Source organism: Mycobacterium sp. NGS19, assembly GCF_059813155.1.
This window is the reverse complement of sequence record NZ_JCALEB010000001.1, coordinates 254491-271595: the sequence shown is the minus strand read 5'-3', so window position 1 is coordinate 271595 and position 17105 is coordinate 254491. Positions and strand designations below refer to the sequence as shown.

The following is a 17105-nucleotide window of genomic DNA, read 5'->3' as shown; positions in this document are numbered from 1 at the left end:
CGCGAGCGCGCTCGTCAGCTAGCTCCGCGAGCGCGCTCGTCAGCTAGCTCCGCGAGCGCGCGTGTCAGCTAGCTCCGCGAGCGCGCGTGTTTGCACAGCGACACGCCGCGTCAGCCCGTGCATCGGCGCACGTTCGCGCTCCGGTGAGCGCGCGCCAAGGATTCATTGAGAATCCGTCAAGGGCAGCATCCGAACCTTTTCTCAACAGCCCACGCCGCCGCGGCGGCTACGAGAAAAGGAAAGCCTGTGAGCAACGTCTTCACTGCCCGGATCGCAGCCTCGGCCCGCAGCACTGTGGTTGCCGGCGTCATCAGCGCGGCAGCCGTGTTCGGCACCGCCGGCGTCGCGCTTGCCGGCCCCGCGACGGCCGCGCCGTCGCCGGCCATCGAGCCCACCACTACCGGCATGTACGGCGACCCGGCCGCGGCCGCCCGGTACTGGGCGCCGCAAACCCTCGACGACTGCGCGCTGATGTCCGTGGCCAGTGTGGTCGGCCAGATCACCGGCCACATGCCCACCGAGAAGGAGATGATCGAGCTCGCCGAGCACACGCCGTCCAAGACCCATCCCGGCTCGATTTACATCCGGCCGTCGGACCCAGACGATCCGAACAGCGGCAACGGCACCTCCGGTGAGGACGAGGTGGTGCTGCTGGCGCACTTCGGCATCCACGGTCAGATCACCGATACCGAGCAGGCCGAGCAGACCGGCGTCGACACCGGCATGGCGGCGTTGAAGAAGTATCTGGCCGGCGGCCACAAGGTGATCGTCGGCGTCAACGCCGAAACCGTCTGGAACGAGGACGGACCGCGCGACGAGGCCGACCACGCTGTCGTCGTCACCGGCGTCGATTCGAAGAACGGCATCGTGCATCTCAACGACAGCGGCACCGACACCGGCCGCGACGAGAAGGTTCCCGTGGCCACCTTCATGAAGGCCTGGAAGACCGGCGACTACGGAATGGTGGTCACCGAGGAGACCGGCACGTAACCGCGCACCCCGGCCTGAGCTGCGCCGAATTCTGCACCAGGGCTGTTCATCGGCCCGAGCCGCAGCCCTGCTGCAGAACTCGGTAGCGCGGTGGGTCCAACCGACACGAAAACAAGGTGACTCAGGGCATTTCGTCACCGCGGTGCGGGGGATTAACCTCGAGGACCTGTTCACCTGGCGGCAGAACGAATCCTGACGCACCCGATCGGCCGCCGGAGCGGGCGGCGCCGACGCCGGCCGTCACCACGAACGCGATCCCGGCGACCGCGGCGCCATTGGGCACCTGACCCAGGACCACCAACCCGATGAGCAACGCGAACGCCGGCTCCAGGCTCATCAGCGTGCCGAACGCGGCGGCCGTCAGCCGGCGCAGCGCAAGCAGCTCCAGCACGAACGGAATCACCGGCAGCAGCAGCGCCAAACCCAGCCCGGTCAGCAGCAGGCCAGGGGTCAGCCGTGCCAGAACCGAGGGGCCCGCCACCGCAGTGGCGGTCAACGCAGCCACCGGCATGGACACCGCGAGACCGGCAATCCCGGCCACGTCGTCACCGACGCGCTGCGTCAGCAGAATGTAGGCCGCCCAGCACAGCCCGGCGGCGAGCGCGAATGCCACCCCGACGAAGTCCACCGTGCCCGTCCACGGCTGAGTCAGCAGCACCACCCCGACCGCGGCCAGCAACGGCCAGAGCCGGCTGCGGCCCTTGACCACCGCGACACCCAGCGGACCGAGGAACTCCAGCGCACTGGCCGTGCCCATCGGTATGCGGTCCAGCGCAGCCATGAACAGCGTCGTGATGCCGGCCGTGACCACGCCGAGTACCACGCAGCTGACGAAGGCTCGGCGAGTGAACGCTGCCCGCTGCGGGCGGACCGCGATCAGCAGAAGCGGGCCCGCCCACGCGAGCCGAAGCCAGGCTGCGCCCTCGGCGCCGATCCGGTCGATCAGTGCCACCGAGGCGGCGAGGCCCAGCTGCACGCACGACATCGACACGAGCGCCATCGACGCGCCGACGGCTGCGCTGTTGCGGGCCATGGCTGGCATTCAACGGGATGCCGCGCCGCTGAAAACGATTGGCCACCCGTCGGTGCCAATCGTTACGGTCGAGGTATGTCTGCTTCCGGCCCGGCCATCGAGGCGATCGAACTGGTCAAGAGGTTCGGCGCCGCCGGGCAGCCTCCGGCCGTCGACGGCGTGAGTTTCACCGTGCCGCAGGGCACGGTGCTCGGCCTGCTGGGCCCCAACGGCGCCGGCAAGACCACCACGGTGCGGATGATGACCACACTGACGCTGCCCACCAGCGGCACGGCGCGGGTCGCGGGTTACGACGTGCGCGAGCAGCCGGACATGGTGCGGCGCAACATGGGTCTGACCGGTCAGGTAGCCACCGTCGACGAGCTGCTCACCGGCCGCGAGAACATCAGGATGATCGGCGGCCTCTACGGCATCCGCCGCCGCGAGCTGGCCCGGTTGAGTGACGAACTGCTGCAACAGTTTTCGCTCGCCGATGCGGCTGACCGGCCCGTGAAGTCGTATTCCGGCGGCATGCGCCGGCGTCTGGACCTGGCCGTCAGCTTGCTGGCCGGTCCGCCGGTGCTGTTCCTCGACGAGCCCACCACGGGCCTGGATCCCCGTAGCCGCAACGAGTTGTGGGAGGTGCTGCGCGGGCTGGTGCGCGAGGGCACCACGCTGCTGCTCACCACGCAGTACCTCGAGGAGGCCGATCAGCTGGCCGACAACATCGTGGTGATGGACAAAGGCCGGATCATCGCGGAAGGCACGCCGCTGCAACTCAAGCAGCAGGCGGGCAACGCCAGCCTGGTGGTCACGGTGACACGTTCGGAGGATCTGGCGGCCGCGGCGGCGCTGCTGCGCAAGACCGGTTCGGAGGTGTTCGTCGACGCCGGCGCCCGCGAATTGACCGCCGCGGCCAACGGCCTCGAGGACATGACTCGGGTGGCGGGCTGGTTGCGCGACAGCGAGATCGAGGTCGACGACATCGGGTTGTCACGGCCCAGCCTCGACGATGTGTTCCTGTCGCTGACGGGTCGCCGCACCGAACCCGAACAACAGGAGGAACCGGCATGACCGCTGTGACGCAAAAGCTGCCCACCCAGGCGCGCCGGCCGGAGACGCATCGCACAAACATTGCGCAGCAGTCGTGGATCATGGTGAAACGCAATATGATTCACACCAAACGCATGCCTGAGATGCTCAGCGACGTGACCGCACAACCGATCATGTTCGTGCTGCTGTTCGCCTTTGTGTTCGGCGCGTCGATCACCAACACCGGCGGTCCGTCCTACCGCGAGTTCCTGCTGGCGGGGATTCAGGCGCAGACCATCGTGTTCAGTGCGTTCGTCGTCGCGGCGGGAATCACCAACGACATCGAGAAGGGCATCATGGACCGGTTCCGCTCACTGCCGATCGCGCGGTCGTCGGTGCTGATCGGCCGCAGCGTGGCCAGCCTCCTGCACTCGTCGATCGGCATGGTCGTGATGGCCCTGACCGGCCTGGCCATCGGCTGGCGGATCCGCGGCAGCATCGCGGAGGCAGTGCTGGCGTTCGCGCTTGTCCTGGTGTTCGGGTTCGGCATCATCTGGTTCGGCATCCTCGTCGGCTCGCTGATGCGGACGGTGGAGGCTGTGAACGGCGTCATGTTCACACTGCTGTTCCCAATCACCTTCCTGGCCAATACGTTTGCGCCCACGGAGCCGATGTCGCACTGGCTTCGGGTGATCGCTGAGTGGAACCCGGTGTCATCACTGGCGCAGGCGATGCGCGAACTTTGGCGCAACGGGCCGCCCGCGCCACCGTCGGCTCAGCTGCCGCTGCACCACCCGGTGCTGGCGACCATCATCTGGTCGCTGGTGTTGACGGCGGTTTTCGCGCCGATCGCACTGCGCGCCTACGCTCGCCGCACCTCGGATTGACGCTCGTCAGGCCTGCATCCGGCGAACGTGAGCTCAGCGCGAAAAAATCGCCGTATTCTCGCGCTGAGCTCACGCTCGCGGCGGTGGCCGCGCCTAGTCCCAGGCGTGCACCTGGTTTTGGGCGGCTTCCAGGCCCAGCTTGAGTAACAGCTCGGTGGCGTCGGCGGCCTGCTCGCAGATGACCGGCACCTCCGGCCGCTCGGCCGCGGTGAAGGTTTCCAGCACGAACGTGGCAGGGTCTTTGCGGCCGGGCGGACGGCCGATGCCCACCCGCACCCGGTAGAAGTCGTTGCTGCCCAAAGCAGAACCGACCGAGCGCAAGCCGTTGTGCCCGGCAACCCCGCCGCCGAACTTCAGGCGGATGCGGCCGAAGTCGATGTCGAGTTCGTCGTGAATGACGACGAGCTCGCCGGGCGCCGCCGAGTAGAAGTTCGCCAGCGCCGCGACCTGCCGCCCCGACTCGTTCATGTAACTGCGCGGCTTGCCCAGGATGACCGGCCGCCCGGCCAGCCGGCCGGTGGCCACCTCGGCCCCGGACTTCTTGTGCGCCTTGAAGGTCGAGCCGGCACGAGCGGCGAGAAGATCGGCCACCATGAACCCGAGGTTGTGCCGGGTCTTGGCGTAGACCGGCCCGGGGTTGCCGAGGCCGACCAGCAGTCGGGGTTCGGGCACCAGCTACTCGTTGTCGGGCGCTTCGCCCGGCTCTTCCGCTGACGTCCCGCCAGCGCCTTCCGCGGCGGCCTGCGCGGCCTCGGCCGGCTCGGCTTCCATCTGCTCGGCGGTCGGCGCAGGGACCACGTTGACCACCAGCGTCTCGGGATCGGATACCAGCGTGACACCGCGAGGCAGCTCCACCTGGCTCGCCAGAATTTGGGTGCCTTCCTCGGCCCCTTCGACCGAGACGATCAGCTGCTCGGGAATCGACAGTGCCTCGGCCTCGATCTGAATCGTGGTGGCGTCCTGCGTGACCAAGGTGCCCGGCGCCGGCTCGCCCTCGATGATGACGTTCACGTCCACCGTCACCTTCTCGCCGCGGCGGACCACCAAGAGGTCGGCGTGCTGGATGTTGCGGCGAATGGGGTGGATGTCGAGCGCCTTGGTGAGGGCGAGTTGTTCCTTGCCCTCGATGTCCAATGTCAGGACGGCGTTCGCGCCCGAACTGCGCAGCACGGCGGCGAAGTCGTGTGCGGACAACAGCAGATGGCGCGGCTCAGAGCCGTGGCCGTACAGCACGGCGGGCACCTTGCCGTCGCGACGAGCGCGCCGCGACGCGCCCTTGCCGGTCTCGGTACGGACCTCGGCGGTCAGCTGGTTGGTGGTGGTCTTCGCCATGCGGTTGCTCCTGTAGTCGGTTCAGAGCACGACGCGGGAGAAAGCAACCAAGCAGGTCTCCGTCGATAACGGTGGCTGCCCACCCTCGCCGTGACGTCGTCCGAGGGTAGCCGATGAGCGCGTCAGAGCGGAAATTTGGTGCCCGTGAGCTGCTCGGACAGCTCCCACAGCGCCTTCGCGGTGTCCGCGTTGCGGGCGCGTCGACTGCGGCCCACCGGCTGAGTACGGCCGACATAGCCGAATCGCGGGCCGACGTAAGTGTTGCCGGGCAGGTCCTGCGACACCGCATACAGGGTTGGCCTCGCCCCGAAGTCGGCGTCCGTGGCGATCCGCGCGCCGAGCCGCATCAGCGCGGCGCTGAGCCGACTCGCGGAGTGGCCCTGCAGGTTCGTCGCCGAGTAGCCGGGGTGTGCGGCCAGCGCGCGCACGCCCGAGCCCGCCTCGTCCAGGCGCCGCTGCAGCTCGCTGGTGAACAGCAGGTTCGCGAGCTTGGACTGCGCATAAGCCAACCACGGCCGGTAGCGGCGCGACTGCCAGTTGAGATCGTCGAGGTCGATCCGTCCTAGCTGGTGTGCCTGCGACGACACCGTCACCACGCGGTCGGTGATCTTCGGCAGCAGCAGGTTCGTCAAGGCGAAGTGGCCGAGATGGTTTGTGCCGATCTGGCTTTCGAAGCCGTCCTTGGTCACCGCGTGCGGGACGGCCATGATGCCGGCGTTGTTCACCAGCACGTCGACGGCGGACACTCCTGCGGCGAATTCGTGCACCGACGCCAGATCCTGCAAGTCGAGTCTGCCCACCTCGACGTCGCCACGGATCGTCCGTGCCGCCTCGTCTCCTCTCTCGGTGTTGCGCACGGCCAACACCACATGCGCTCCGACACGGGCCAATTCGCGTGCGGTGACCAGTCCGAGGCCGCTGTTGGCCCCGGTGACGATCACAGTGCGTCCGGTGAAGGAGGGAAGGTCAGCAGCTGTCCAGCCGGTCATGAGAAGTCCCCCTAACGTGTCGCCTCCGGCGGCGAGCAGGCACAGAATCGCATTGCAAAGACCTCGATCGTGCGATTTGGTGTCTGCTCGCGGTACAGCCACCGCCCGCGGGGCCATGCTGGGATCAGCGGACCGCGACGGTGAATCCCTTGATGATCGTCAGCACGTCGGGATCGGATTCCTGCGCCGGATCGGCCAGAGTGGTCACCGAGAATTGAACGAGGTAGCGCTGATTCGCGGGCGGCTTCGCCGTGGCGATCACGATCCTGTTGTAGCGGTGCACCCGCTGGCCGGTCGTGTCGGGGTAGGACGCCTCGATCTTCGCCGAAGGCATGCCGTTGAACGGCTCCTGTATTGCGCCGGGCATCTCGTAGGCGTGCTTGAGCGCCTCGACGGGATCGAAGGGGGCTCCAGTCAGCTTGAACACCAAAAGCATTGCGGTCGGCTGGAACGTTCCCACCGCGGTTTTGCGGATGATCTCGAACGCCGACGGCTGCTTGTCGTCGGTGACCACCGCCCAGCCCGGCGGGTGCGGCATGGACACCGTCAACTCGGTCAGCGTCTGCGGTGTCATTGGCGTGCCGTCGACGCCTTTCTGCTGCAGATACTGCGAAAAGGGAACGGGCGCTTGGCTTGTGGGCGTCGGTGTCGCCGGCGTCGACGACCACACCGCTCGATAGTCCGTCGGCTTGGTGGTACAGCCGGCAACCGCGCAGAGCACCGCCACCGCAAATACGAACTGGCGCAACGTCACAAGATCTCGTACAGCACGTCGACCGGACGGGCCAGCCGGGTGCCCTTCGGGGTGACGACGAACGGCCGCTCGATCAGGATCGGATGCTGGGCCATGGCGTCCAGCAGCTCGTCGTCGCTGGCATCGTCGAGGCCCAGTTCCGAATACTGCGCCTCTTTTTTACGCACCGCTGCGCGCACCGGAATTCCAGCGTCGCGGATCATGTCAGCCAGCTGCCCGCGTGTCGGCGGAGTCTTCAGATACTCGACGATCTGCGGCTCGATCCCGTTGTCCTGCAGCAACTTCAGCGCATTGCGCGACGTCGAGCACCGGGGGTTGTGGTAGATGACACTCGCGGAGCGGTCCGCCATCACGCTTCTCCGTCGAAAAGCCCTGTCACCGAACCGTTTTCGAACACCGCGCGAATGGTACTGGCCAGCAGGGGCGCGATCGACAGCACCGTCAGCTGCGGGAAGCGCTTGTCTTCGCCGATCGGCAGCGTGTTGGTGACGATCACCTCTTTGGCGCCACTGGCCTGCAGCCGCTCGGCCGCGGGTTCGGACAGCACGCCGTGCGTGGCGGCGATGATCACGTCCCGCGCGCCGTCGTCGTGCAGCAGCTTCACCGCCCCGGCGATGGTGCCGCCGGTGTCGATCATGTCGTCGATCAGCACGCAGGTACGCCCCTGCACGTCACCGACCACGCGGTTGGACACGACCTGATTCGGCACGCGCGGATCGCGGGTCTTGTGGATGAACGCCAGCGGAACGCCGCCCAGCGAATCGGCCCACTTCTCGGCGATGCGCACGCGACCGGAGTCGGGGGAGACCACCACCATGTCGTCGGTCGAGTAGTTGTCCTTGATGTAGCCGGTGAGCAGGTTCTGCGCCCGCATGTGGTCCACCGGCCCGTCGAAGAAGCCCTGGATCTGGTCGGTATGCAGGTCGACGGTGACGATGCGGTCAGCGCCGGCCGTCTTGAGCAGGTCGGCGACGAGCCGAGCCGAGATCGGCTCGCGGCCGCGGTGCTTCTTGTCCTGCCGCGCATAGGGGTAGAACGGCACGATCGCCGTGATGCGCTTGGCACTGCCCCGCTTGAGCGCGTCGAGCATCAGCAGCTGCTCCATCAGCCACTTGTTCAGCGGCGCGGGATGGGACTGCAGCACGAACGCGTCGCAGCCGCGGACGGACTCCTCGAAGCGGACGAAGATCTCGCCGTTCGCAAAATCGCGGGCCGTCTGCGCGGTGACCTGGACGTCGAGCTCCTTGGCCACCTCTTCGGCGAGCTCAGGGTGCGCGCGGCCCGCAAAGAGCATCAGGTTCTTGCGGTTATCGGTCCAGTCGGTGCCCACGGTGCCTCGCCGATTCGTCGGGAATGTCGGCCCAATGGTACGTGGTTGCGGGCACGCGAATAACGGGTGACCGGATCAGGTTCTTTCCTCGTCTGCAGTTGCCTTACGCGCCGCCTCGTCCGCCGCCGAACCCGGCCGGTTGCGGGCCACCCAGCCCTCGATGTTGCGCTGCGGACCCGCCGAGACGGCCAGCGCGCCCGGCGGCACATCCTCACGGATAACCGTGCCGGCACCCGTATACGCGCCGTCGCCGATGGTCACCGGTGCGACAAACATCGTGTCCGAGCCGGTGCGCACGTGCGATCCCACTTTGGTGCGATGCTTGGTCTGGCCGTCGTAGTTGACGAACACGCTGGACGCGCCGATGTTGGTGTGCTCGCCGATGTCGGCGTCGCCGACGTACGTCAGGTGCGGCACCTTGCTTCCGGTGCCGATCGTGGCGTTCTTGGTTTCGACGAAAGCGCCCAGCTTGCCGTCGGCGCCCAGCACTGTGCCCGGCCGCAGGTACGTGAACGGCCCGACCTGGGCGTTGTCGCCGATCGTCGACGACACGCCGTGCGTGCGCACCACCGAGGCGCCGGCGCCGACGGTCACGTCGACCAGCGTGGTGTCCGGTCCGATCGCGGCGCGTTCGCCGACGCGCGTCCGACCCAGCAGCTGCGTGCCGGGCTGGATCACGGCGTCGCGGCCGATCGTCACGTCGACGTCGATCCACGTGGTTGCCGGATCGGTGACGGTGACACCCGCGCGCTGATGGTCCGCGACGATGCGGCGGTTGAATTCCGCCGCCAGCATGGACAGCTGAACGCGGTCGTTGACGCCGGCCACCAGCATCGCGTCGTCGACGTGCTGGGCGTGCACGGTCAGGCCGTCTTGGCGGACGATCGACACCACGTCGGTGAGGTAGCGCTCATGTTGGGCGTTGTCGTCACGCAGCCGGCTCAGCGCGGAGCGCAGCGCCGCAAGGTCGAACGCGTAGACGCCGGCGTTGACTTCGCGGATCTCGCGCTGCGAGGCCGTCGCGTCGGCCTGCTCGACGATCGCGATCACCTCGCGGTCCTGGGTGCGCAGGATGCGGCCATAGCCCGTCGGGTCGGGCAGCGTCGTGGTGACCACGGTGACCGCCGCCGGCTCGGCGCGATGGGTTGCGACGAGCTCGGCCAGCGTGTCGGCGTCCAACAGCGGGATGTCCCCCGAGGTGACGACGACGATGCCGTCGAACCCGTCCGGAAGCGCATCAAGGCCGCACGCCGTCGCGTGGCCGGTGCCCAGCTGTTGATCCTGCACCGCGACCTCGATCGGGCGGCCCAGCTCCTGCGCCAGTTCGGCGACGGCCGGGGCGATCCGGTCGCGGTCCTGGCCGAGCACCACGACCAGGTGCTGCGGCGCGAGTTTGCCTACCGAGTGCAGCAGGTGTGCCAACATGCTGCGGCCGGCCAGTGTGTGCAGCACTTTGGGGGTGTCGGACTTCATGCGGGTGCCTGCCCCGGCGGCCAGCACGATCACGGCCGTATCGGAATGTTCAGTCACCAGGACCTCCCGCCTTGCGTTCGCCCCCACATCGCGAGCGTGCGTGTCTGTTCACCGACACGCCGTCAAGCGTGTCATTTTGTGCACGCTCGCGGCAAAAAGTTGACGCCAATCAATTGGGGTCGTCGACCGAGCGCCCGAGATAGGCCATCAGCCGGGCCGTCGGCGTCGCGTCGTCCGGCGCGGGTTTGGCCGGTCCGAAGGCTCCCGGGCGTCGCGTCAACTCCTCGGGGATCGACTCCACGAGCTGGCAGCAGAAGCGCAGCAACTCATCGGGCAGCTCGATCAGCCTGCCCTGCGAGCGGTAGATATCCCAGCTGTGAATTGCCAGGTCCGCGACGGGGAAGGCCAATGCCTGGCGCAGCGGCACCTCACCTGCAGGTGACGGACGCGGCGCCTCGAGGTCGGGATCAGTCGACACGTCCCGCAACCGCGCCGACAGGTCGCGAAGCCGTGCGGCCGGGTTTTCGCTCACCCAATCCGCCGGCTCCGAACGGCCCCACAGATCTGCGCCCTCGAAGAGCGCGACGATCTTCGCCGCGCTGCCCGTGGCGTGGCCGACGAGCTCGCGGATGGTCCAGTTCTCGAGGTTCGACGGCCGGTCCCAGCTATCCGGCAGGATCTGCTCGACGGCTGTGAGCAGGAACCGCAGCGCCTCTGCAGCGAGTACGTCGATGTGCGCGGTCGTCTCGTCCATCATGGCAAGCCTCGCTCCGTGCCGATTGTCGCTCGGGCCAGCCTCGCTCCGTCGCCAGGACTCGAACCTGAACTCTCAGAACCAAAATCTGATGTGCTGCCGATTACACCACGACGGACTGTTCACCAGCGTCAGCGTGACTCTAACCGAACCTCTAGGGCCGGCTCGTGATCAGGGAGTGAGCACGAGCAGCAGCCGAACCAGCTCAGCTTGCCGGTGGGTGTCCGTTTTCTCGAAGATGTGCTGCAGATGAGTGCGACCGTCGTCAGCGAAACACACAGTTCTTCGGATATCTGCTTCAGCTCGTGGCCGTGCAAAAGGCGTAACGAAACATCGGCTTCGGAATTGGTCAGACGATAAAGACGCCGCAGCAACGCCATGGTTGGCTCCGGTTCCTGTTCCGGGTCGATAAGAAAGCATCAAGGCCGACTTGTTCGGAGGACACGGCGAGGAGGGAACGCGTGTACGGCAAGAAGCAGGTTGCCGCGCGCTGAAGCTGAAAGCGTAACCTGGCTCCGTGGCGGCACCAGACAAGGAAGCGCGCGCCCCCCGCGCTCGCATGACCGGGGCAGAGCGCCGCCATCAGCTCATCGACGTCGCCCGGTCGCTGTTCGCCGAGCGCGGCTACGAAGGCACTTCGATCGAGGAGATCGCCCAGCGGGCGAACGTGTCCAAGCCCGTCGTCTACGAACACTTCGGCGGCAAGGAGGGCCTGTACGCCGTCGTCGTCGACCGTGAAATGTCCGCACTGCTCGACGGCATCACCTCGTCGCTGACCAAGTCCACCAACAACCGGTCGCGGCTGCGCATCGAGCGCGTCGCGCTGGCGCTGCTCAGCTACGTCGACGAACGCACGGACGGCTTCCGCATCCTGACCCGCGACTCCCCGGTCGGCATCACCTCGGGAACGTATTCGACGCTGCTCAACGAGGCCGTCAACCAAGTGTCGTCGATCCTGGCCGGCGACTTCTCCCGGCGCGGCCTGGACCCCGAGATGGCGCCGTTGTACGCGCAGGCGCTCGTCGGTTCGGTGTCGATGACGGCCCAGTGGTGGCTGGACGTACGCGAGCCGAAGAAGGAAGTGGTGGCCGCGCATTTGGTGAACCTGTGCTGGAACGGGCTGATGCACCTCGAAGACGACCCGGTCCTGCACGACGAATAGGACGAATAGACAGCCTTCTGCCAGCCACCCCACGGCGTTACCATGGGTGCTTCCGCAGGGAGCTAGCCGTGACTGACACCCCCGAGTTCCACCTTCTCGCCCACGAGCTGCAGGCTGCCGGCCGGCTGGAAGATCTTCAGCAGAGGGTCAAGGTCGCCGCCCGCCGCCTCGCCGACGCCCAAGGCGCGACGTTCGTGCTGCTCGACGGCGACTGCTGCTACTACGCCGACGAAGACTCGATGAGCCCGCTGTGGAAGGGTCAACGCTTTCCGGCGTCGGCATGTATCAGCGGTTGGGCCATGATGCACCGCACGGCCGTGGCGATCGGCGACATCCGCCACGACGAACGCATCCCGCAGGAGGCCTACCGCCCGACGTTCGTCCGCAGCCTCGTGATGGCGCCGATGCTGGCGCCCGAACCGCTGGGCGCCGTCGGGGTGTACTGGTCGCGGCCGGGACGGCCGACGCCAGAGGTGGTGGCAGCCATCGAACGCCTGGCCGACCTGGCGGCACGCGAACTTCGGCGCTTCCCCGACGGGCTGCCCGATCCCAGCTTCAAACCTGCCTGGGCCACCGCGCCGGCCTGACCTCGGCGCCGTCGCCGCGTCGGATTTGGGCGGCACCGCAACGGCTTTGGCGCGTTGCTTACGATGGATGACATCATGACCGACACCCCGATCGCGGGGCTCGTCAACCTGGCGCTGCGCGACCCGTCGCTGCAAGACGTCGCCCGGCGCGCCGCCGCTTCGCCCCCTGAGCTGAACGTGGTCGGCCCGGCCGGCGCCCGTCCGTTCGTCACGGCCGCGCTGGCGCAGGCGGGCCCGCTGCTGGTCGTCACGGCCACCGGCCGGGAAGCCGACGACCTGACCGCTGAACTCAAAGGCGTGTTCGGTGACGCCGCCGCGCTGTTTCCCTCGTGGGAGACGCTTCCGCACGAGCGGCTCTCACCAGGCGTCGAGACCGTCGGTGCCCGCATCGCTGTGCTGCGCCGGCTCGCATTCCCGGGCGACGAGCCGCTGAAAGTCGTTGTCACAACGGTGCGTTCGCTGCTGCAGCCGATGGCGCCCAACCTGGCCGACATCGAACCGGTGACGCTGACGGTCGGCAGCGAAGCCGAGTTCGAAGCCGTCGTGGCGCGGCTGGTCGACTTGGCCTACACCCGCGTCGACATGGTCGGCAAGCGCGGTGAGTTCGCGGTGCGCGGCGGCATCCTCGACATCTTCCCGCCGACCGCCGAGCACCCGGTGCGGGTGGAGTTCTGGGGCGACGAGGTCAGCGAGATGCGGATGTTCGCCGTCGCCGACCAGCGGTCGATCCCCGGGCTGGACGTGCACACCGTCACAGCCGTCGCCTGCCGCGAATTCCTGCTGACCGACGAAGTCCGCGCCAAAGCCGCCGAGCTGGCCGGGACAACCGCCAAGGGCGGCCCGATCGGCAGCGTCGGCGACATGCTGGCCAAGCTCGCCGAAGGCATCCCGGTCGACGGCATGGAAGCACTGATGCCGGTGCTGGGCGCGGGACAGCTCAGCCTGCTGCTCGACCATCTGCCGAAAGGCACGCCGCTTCTGGTGTGCGAGCCCGAGAAGGTGCGGACCCGCGCGGCCGATTTGATCAAGACAGGCCGTGAGTTCCTGGAGGCGTCCTGGTCGACGGCCGCGCTGGGCGCCGAGGCGCCAGTGGACGTGGAGCAGTTGGGTGCGTCGGGCTTTCTGGAGCTCGACGACGTGCACGCCGCGGCGATCGAGGGCGAGCATCCGTGGTGGACGCTGAGCCAGCTACCCGATCCCGACGCCGTGCAACTCGAGATGCGGGCAGCACCGTCGGCGCGCGGCCATCAGCACAGCGTCGAAGAGATCTTCGCGATGCTGCGGGCGCACGTCAGCACGGGCGGCACCGCGGCGATCGTCGCGCCCGGCACCGGCACCGCGCACCGCGTGGTCGAGCAACTCAAAGACGCCGACGTCGCCGCCGTCTGCCTCGAGCCCGGTGACGCCCCGAGCCCCGGTGTCGTCGGCGTGCTCAAGGGCACGCTGCACGACGGCGTCGTACTACCGGGCGCTGCGCTGGTGATAATCACCGAAACCGACCTCACCGGCAGCCGGGTCGCGGTCACCGAGGGCAAGCGGCTCGCCGCCAAGAGGCGCAACGTCGTCGACCCGCTCACACTCACCGCAGGCGATCTCGTCGTTCACGACCAGCACGGGATCGGCCGCTTCGTCGAGATGGTCGAGCGCACGGTCGGCGGCGCCCGCCGCGAGTACCTGGTCCTCGAATACGCATCCGGGCGCCGCGGCGGCCAGGATCGGCTGTACGTGCCGATGGACTCCCTCGACCAGCTGTCGCGCTACGTGGGCGGCGAATCGCCGACGCTGTCGAGGCTCGGCGGCAGCGACTGGGCGAACACAAAAACCAAGGCGCGCAGAGCCGTTCGCGAAATCGCCCAGGAACTCGTCGCGCTGTATGCGAAACGTCAGGCCTCGCCGGGACACGCGTTCAGCCCGGACACCCCGTGGCAAGCCGAGATGGAGGATGCGTTCGGTTTCACCGAGACCATGGACCAGCTGACCGCGATCCAAGAGGTCAAGGCCGACATGGAGAAGCCGATCCCGATGGACCGGGTGATCTGCGGCGACGTCGGCTACGGCAAGACCGAGATCGCGGTGCGGGCGGCGTTCAAGGCGGTGCAGGACGGCAAGCAGGTGGCGGTGCTGGTGCCGACGACGCTGCTGGCCGACCAGCATCTGCAGACGTTCACGGCGCGCATGGCGGGGTTCCCGGTGCGCATCAAGGCGCTGTCGCGGTTCACCAGCACCGCCGAATCCCGCGAAGTGCTCGAGGGCATGGCCGACGGCACCGTCGACATCGTGATCGGCACCCACCGGCTGCTGCAGACCGGCGTGCGCTGGAAAGACCTGGGCCTGGTGATCGTCGACGAGGAGCAGCGGTTCGGCGTCGAGCACAAGGAGCACATCAAGAGCTTGCGCACCCATGTCGACGTGCTGACCATGAGTGCCACCCCGATTCCGCGCACGCTGGAGATGAGCCTGGCCGGGATCCGCGAGATGTCGACCATCCTGACTCCGCCGGAGGAGCGCTATCCGGTGCTGACGTACGTCGGTCCGCACGACGAGAAGCAGATCGCCGCGGCGCTGCGGCGTGAGCTACTGCGCGACGGCCAGGCGTTCTACATCCACAACCGGGTCAGCTCCATCGACGCCGCCGCTGCGCGGGTGGCCGCGTTGGTGCCGGAGGCCCGAGTCGTGGTCGCGCATGGGCAGATGCCGGAGGATCTGTTGGAGCGCACCGTCGAGGGGTTCTGGAACCGCGAATACGACATCTTGGTGTGCACCACGATCGTCGAGACCGGGCTGGACATCTCCAACGCCAACACGCTGATCGTCGAGCGCGCCGACACGTTCGGGCTGTCGCAGTTGCACCAGCTGCGCGGCCGGGTGGGGCGTTCGCGGGAACGTGGCTACGCCTACTTCTTCTATCCGCGCGAGCAGCCGCTGACCGAGACTGCCTATGACCGGCTGGCCACGATCGCCCAGAACAACGAACTCGGCGCGGGCATGGCCGTCGCGATGAAGGACCTCGAGATCCGCGGCGCCGGCAATGTGCTGGGGGTCGAGCAGTCGGGGCATGTTGCCGGCGTGGGTTTCGACCTGTACGTGCGGCTGGTCGGCGAGGCCGTGGAGGCGTATCGCGCCGCGGCCGACGGTCAGATGGTCAGCACGCCCGAGGAGCCCAAGGAGGTGCGCATCGACCTGCCGGTCGACGCACATTTGCCGCCGGACTACATCGGCAGCGATCGGCTGCGGCTGGAGGCCTACCGCCGGCTGGCCGCCGCGGCCGACGACGACGCCGTCGCCTCGGTCGTCGAAGAGCTGGTAGACCGGTACGGGCCGCTGCCCGAGCCGGCGCGGCGGCTGGTGGCGATGGCCAGGCTGCGGCTGCTGGCACGCCACTACGGCGTCACGGAGGTGCTCGCGACGGGCACCACGCTGCGGCTGTCACCGTTGACGCTGCTCGACTCCCAGCAGCTGCGGCTCAAGCGCCTGCATCCGTCGGCCAGCTACCGGGCGACCACGTCGACCGTGCAGCTGCCGATCCCCCGGGCCGGCCAAGGCGTCGGCGCGCCGCGCATCCGTGACCTCGAACTGGTGCAGATGGTCGCCGACCTGCTGTTGGCGCTGGATGACAAGGCGCCGGGAAGTATTGATATAACCGAGGTCACCGACACGCGGGAGGGGGCGAGACCATGACCGTGATTCTGGTCGACCCCCGGCGCCCGGCGATGGTTCCGGTCGAGGCGGTTGGTCTGCTCGCGGGTGATGTCCAGTACACCGAGGAGATGCCGATCCGGGTGCCGTGGTCGCTGCCGGCGGCGCGGCCGGTGTTCGACGGGTCCGATGCCCCGGTGCTGCTGTCGTCGGATTCCGAGCACCCGGCAGTCAAGGCGCGGTTGGCTGCCGGCGACCGGGTGATTGCCGCGCCCGCGCCGCAGCCGGGGGAGCGGTTGGTCGATGCGGTCGCGCTGATGGACAAGCTGCGCACCAACGGGCCGTGGGAGAGCGAGCAGACCCACGACTCGCTGCGTCGCTACCTGCTGGAAGAGACCTACGAGCTGTTCGACGCAGTGCACAGCGGCAACGCCGACGACCTTCGCGAAGAACTCGGCGACGTCCTGCTGCAGGTGCTGTTCCACGCCCGGATCGCCGAGGACGCGCCACAGCATCCGTTCACCATCGACGACGTGGCGGACTCGCTGCTGCGCAAGCTCGGCAACCGCGTGCCCGGAGTGCTTGCCGGAGAAGAGATTTCGCTCGAACGCCAAATCGCCGAGTGGGACGAACGCAAGGCCCTGGAGAAGGCTCGAGGGTCTTGCCTCGACGGCATCCCGACGGGCCAGCCGTCGCTGGCACTTGCGCAGAAGGTGCTCAGTCGGGTGCGAGACGCCGGGCTGCCGGCGGACCTGGTTCCGCACGGCGTGACGACGGTCGCGGTGACCGCTGACGGGGATGCCGAAAACGCTTTGCGTGCAGAGGTTTTGCAGTTCATGGAAATGGTACGGACAGCCGAGAAGAACATCGCGGCGGCGCGTCGCGGTTCCGACGTACCGGAGGAGCTCGACGTGGCGGTGCTAGACGCGATCACCGAAGACGAGTGGCGGGCGGCGTGGCCGGCCACCGAGCCGACGGACACCGAGCCCGGTGAGCCGGCGCCCGCGCCGGAGCCTGGTGAGCCCGCGCCCGACCGCATCCCCGAGCCGGGCCCGGCCGACGTACCCGAACCCGGGCCCGTCGAAGTCCCGGAGCCTTCGCCGGTGGAGACGCCGGAGCAGTCACCCACCCAATCGACTGTGCAGTGAGGGTGCGACCTACTCGCAC

At 68.0% G+C, this 17105-nt stretch carries 16 protein-coding genes and 1 tRNA gene; 7 read left to right on the top strand and 10 right to left on the bottom strand.

Translation table 11 applies throughout. The features are described 5' to 3' along the window. Window positions 1-294: 294 nt before the first annotated feature. Entirely contained in the window at window positions 295-990 is a 696-nt protein-coding gene (locus AC5Y4N_RS01380; RefSeq protein WP_499909832.1) for a C39 family peptidase, read from the top strand. 121 nt (window positions 991-1111) lie between these two features. Here AC5Y4N_RS01380 and AC5Y4N_RS01375 read toward each other — a convergent pair whose 3' ends face one another. After that, entirely contained in the window at window positions 1112-2023 is a 912-nt protein-coding gene (locus AC5Y4N_RS01375) for an EamA family transporter (RefSeq protein ID WP_499909371.1), read from the bottom strand. A 75-nt stretch (window positions 2024-2098) separates the two neighbouring features. Here AC5Y4N_RS01375 and AC5Y4N_RS01370 point away from each other — a divergent pair, with 75 nt between their 5' ends. Both AC5Y4N_RS01370 and AC5Y4N_RS01365 read left to right on the top strand, forming a co-directional pair. Then, window positions 2099-3076: an ATP-binding cassette domain-containing protein gene (locus tag AC5Y4N_RS01370; RefSeq protein WP_499909373.1), complete on the top strand. Its 978-nt coding sequence runs from the start codon at window positions 2099-2101 to the stop codon at window positions 3074-3076. After that, a complete protein-coding gene (locus AC5Y4N_RS01365; RefSeq protein ID WP_499909375.1) occupies window positions 3073-3921 on the top strand; it encodes an ABC transporter permease in 849 nt (282 codons plus the stop codon). Before AC5Y4N_RS01370 ends, AC5Y4N_RS01365 begins: the two co-directional genes overlap by 4 nt. A 93-nt stretch (window positions 3922-4014) precedes the next feature. On the opposite strand, the gene pth is transcribed toward AC5Y4N_RS01365, so the two are convergent. The 9 genes from pth to AC5Y4N_RS01320 all read right to left on the bottom strand — a co-directional run bounded on the left by pth (window position 4015) and on the right by AC5Y4N_RS01320 (window position 10671). Continuing rightward, window positions 4015-4593 (bottom strand): aminoacyl-tRNA hydrolase, encoded by a 579-nt coding sequence (pth, locus tag AC5Y4N_RS01360; protein WP_499909377.1) that lies wholly within the window; start codon window positions 4591-4593, stop codon window positions 4015-4017. A gap of 3 nt (window positions 4594-4596) precedes the next feature. Then, window positions 4597-5253, bottom strand: coding sequence for a 50S ribosomal protein L25/general stress protein Ctc (locus AC5Y4N_RS01355; protein ID WP_499909379.1), 657 nt, complete (start codon window positions 5251-5253; stop codon window positions 4597-4599). A gap of 122 nt (window positions 5254-5375) precedes the next feature. After that, window positions 5376-6242: an oxidoreductase gene (locus AC5Y4N_RS01350; protein WP_499909381.1), complete on the bottom strand. Its 867-nt coding sequence runs from the start codon at window positions 6240-6242 to the stop codon at window positions 5376-5378. Between the two features lie 124 nt (window positions 6243-6366). Further along, the gene (locus AC5Y4N_RS01345; RefSeq protein WP_499909383.1) at window positions 6367-6996 is read right to left on the bottom strand and encodes an LpqN/LpqT family lipoprotein; all 630 of its coding nucleotides are present in this window, start codon (window positions 6994-6996) and stop codon (window positions 6367-6369) included. After that, a complete protein-coding gene (gene arsC, locus AC5Y4N_RS01340; RefSeq protein WP_499909385.1) occupies window positions 6993-7346 on the bottom strand; it encodes an arsenate reductase (glutaredoxin) in 354 nt (117 codons plus the stop codon). The genes AC5Y4N_RS01345 and arsC overlap by 4 nt, the downstream gene beginning before the upstream one ends. Then, the gene (locus AC5Y4N_RS01335; protein WP_499909387.1) at window positions 7346-8326 is read right to left on the bottom strand and encodes a ribose-phosphate diphosphokinase; all 981 of its coding nucleotides are present in this window, start codon (window positions 8324-8326) and stop codon (window positions 7346-7348) included. The genes arsC and AC5Y4N_RS01335 overlap by 1 nt, the downstream gene beginning before the upstream one ends. A 75-nt stretch (window positions 8327-8401) precedes the next feature. Next, window positions 8402-9856, bottom strand: a complete 1455-nt coding sequence (glmU, locus tag AC5Y4N_RS01330; RefSeq protein WP_499909389.1) for a bifunctional UDP-N-acetylglucosamine diphosphorylase/glucosamine-1-phosphate N-acetyltransferase GlmU — start codon at window positions 9854-9856, stop codon at window positions 8402-8404. Window positions 9857-9968: 112 nt separating this feature from the next. After that, window positions 9969-10553, bottom strand: coding sequence for a TIGR03086 family metal-binding protein (locus tag AC5Y4N_RS01325; protein ID WP_499909391.1), 585 nt, complete (start codon window positions 10551-10553; stop codon window positions 9969-9971). 46 nt (window positions 10554-10599) lie between these two features. Continuing rightward, window positions 10600-10671 (bottom strand) — tRNA-Gln (locus tag AC5Y4N_RS01320). Window positions 10672-11112: 441 nt separating this feature from the next. On the opposite strand from AC5Y4N_RS01320, the gene AC5Y4N_RS01315 reads away from it, so the two are divergent. From AC5Y4N_RS01315 to AC5Y4N_RS01300, 4 genes are all read left to right on the top strand, one after another. Further along, window positions 11113-11715 carry a TetR/AcrR family transcriptional regulator gene (locus AC5Y4N_RS01315; RefSeq protein ID WP_499909834.1) on the top strand — a complete coding sequence of 201 codons (603 nt, stop codon included), beginning with the start codon at window positions 11113-11115 and terminating at the stop codon, window positions 11713-11715. A gap of 68 nt (window positions 11716-11783) precedes the next feature. Further along, entirely contained in the window at window positions 11784-12302 is a 519-nt protein-coding gene (locus AC5Y4N_RS01310) for a GAF domain-containing protein (RefSeq protein ID WP_499909393.1), read from the top strand. 75 nt (window positions 12303-12377) lie between these two features. After that, on the top strand, window positions 12378-15980 hold the full coding sequence (mfd, locus tag AC5Y4N_RS01305) for a transcription-repair coupling factor (protein ID WP_499909395.1): 3603 nt from the start codon (window positions 12378-12380) through the stop codon (window positions 15978-15980). Then, a complete protein-coding gene (locus AC5Y4N_RS01300) occupies window positions 15977-17086 on the top strand; it encodes a nucleoside triphosphate pyrophosphohydrolase (protein WP_499909397.1) in 1110 nt (369 codons plus the stop codon). The genes mfd and AC5Y4N_RS01300 overlap by 4 nt, the downstream gene beginning before the upstream one ends. The last annotated feature ends 19 nt before the right edge of the window (window positions 17087-17105 follow it).

Coding starts and splice junctions, on each gene's coding strand:
- AC5Y4N_RS01375 (WP_499909371.1), bottom strand. CDS start 2,023: ATGGCCCGCAACAGCGCAGCCGTCGGCGCGTCGATGGCGCTCGTGTCG.
- AC5Y4N_RS01370 (WP_499909373.1), top strand. CDS start 2,099: ATGTCTGCTTCCGGCCCGGCCATCGAGGCGATCGAACTGGTCAAGAGG.
- AC5Y4N_RS01365 (WP_499909375.1), top strand. CDS start 3,073: ATGACCGCTGTGACGCAAAAGCTGCCCACCCAGGCGCGCCGGCCGGAG.
- AC5Y4N_RS01355 (WP_499909379.1), bottom strand. CDS start 5,253: ATGGCGAAGACCACCACCAACCAGCTGACCGCCGAGGTCCGTACCGAG.
- AC5Y4N_RS01350 (WP_499909381.1), bottom strand. CDS start 6,242: ATGACCGGCTGGACAGCTGCTGACCTTCCCTCCTTCACCGGACGCACT.
- arsC (WP_499909385.1), bottom strand. CDS start 7,346: ATGGCGGACCGCTCCGCGAGTGTCATCTACCACAACCCCCGGTGCTCG.
- AC5Y4N_RS01325 (WP_499909391.1), bottom strand. CDS start 10,553: ATGGACGAGACGACCGCGCACATCGACGTACTCGCTGCAGAGGCGCTG.
- AC5Y4N_RS01315 (WP_499909834.1), top strand. CDS start 11,113: ATGACCGGGGCAGAGCGCCGCCATCAGCTCATCGACGTCGCCCGGTCG.
- mfd (WP_499909395.1), top strand. CDS start 12,378: ATGACCGACACCCCGATCGCGGGGCTCGTCAACCTGGCGCTGCGCGAC.
- AC5Y4N_RS01300 (WP_499909397.1), top strand. CDS start 15,977: ATGACCGTGATTCTGGTCGACCCCCGGCGCCCGGCGATGGTTCCGGTC.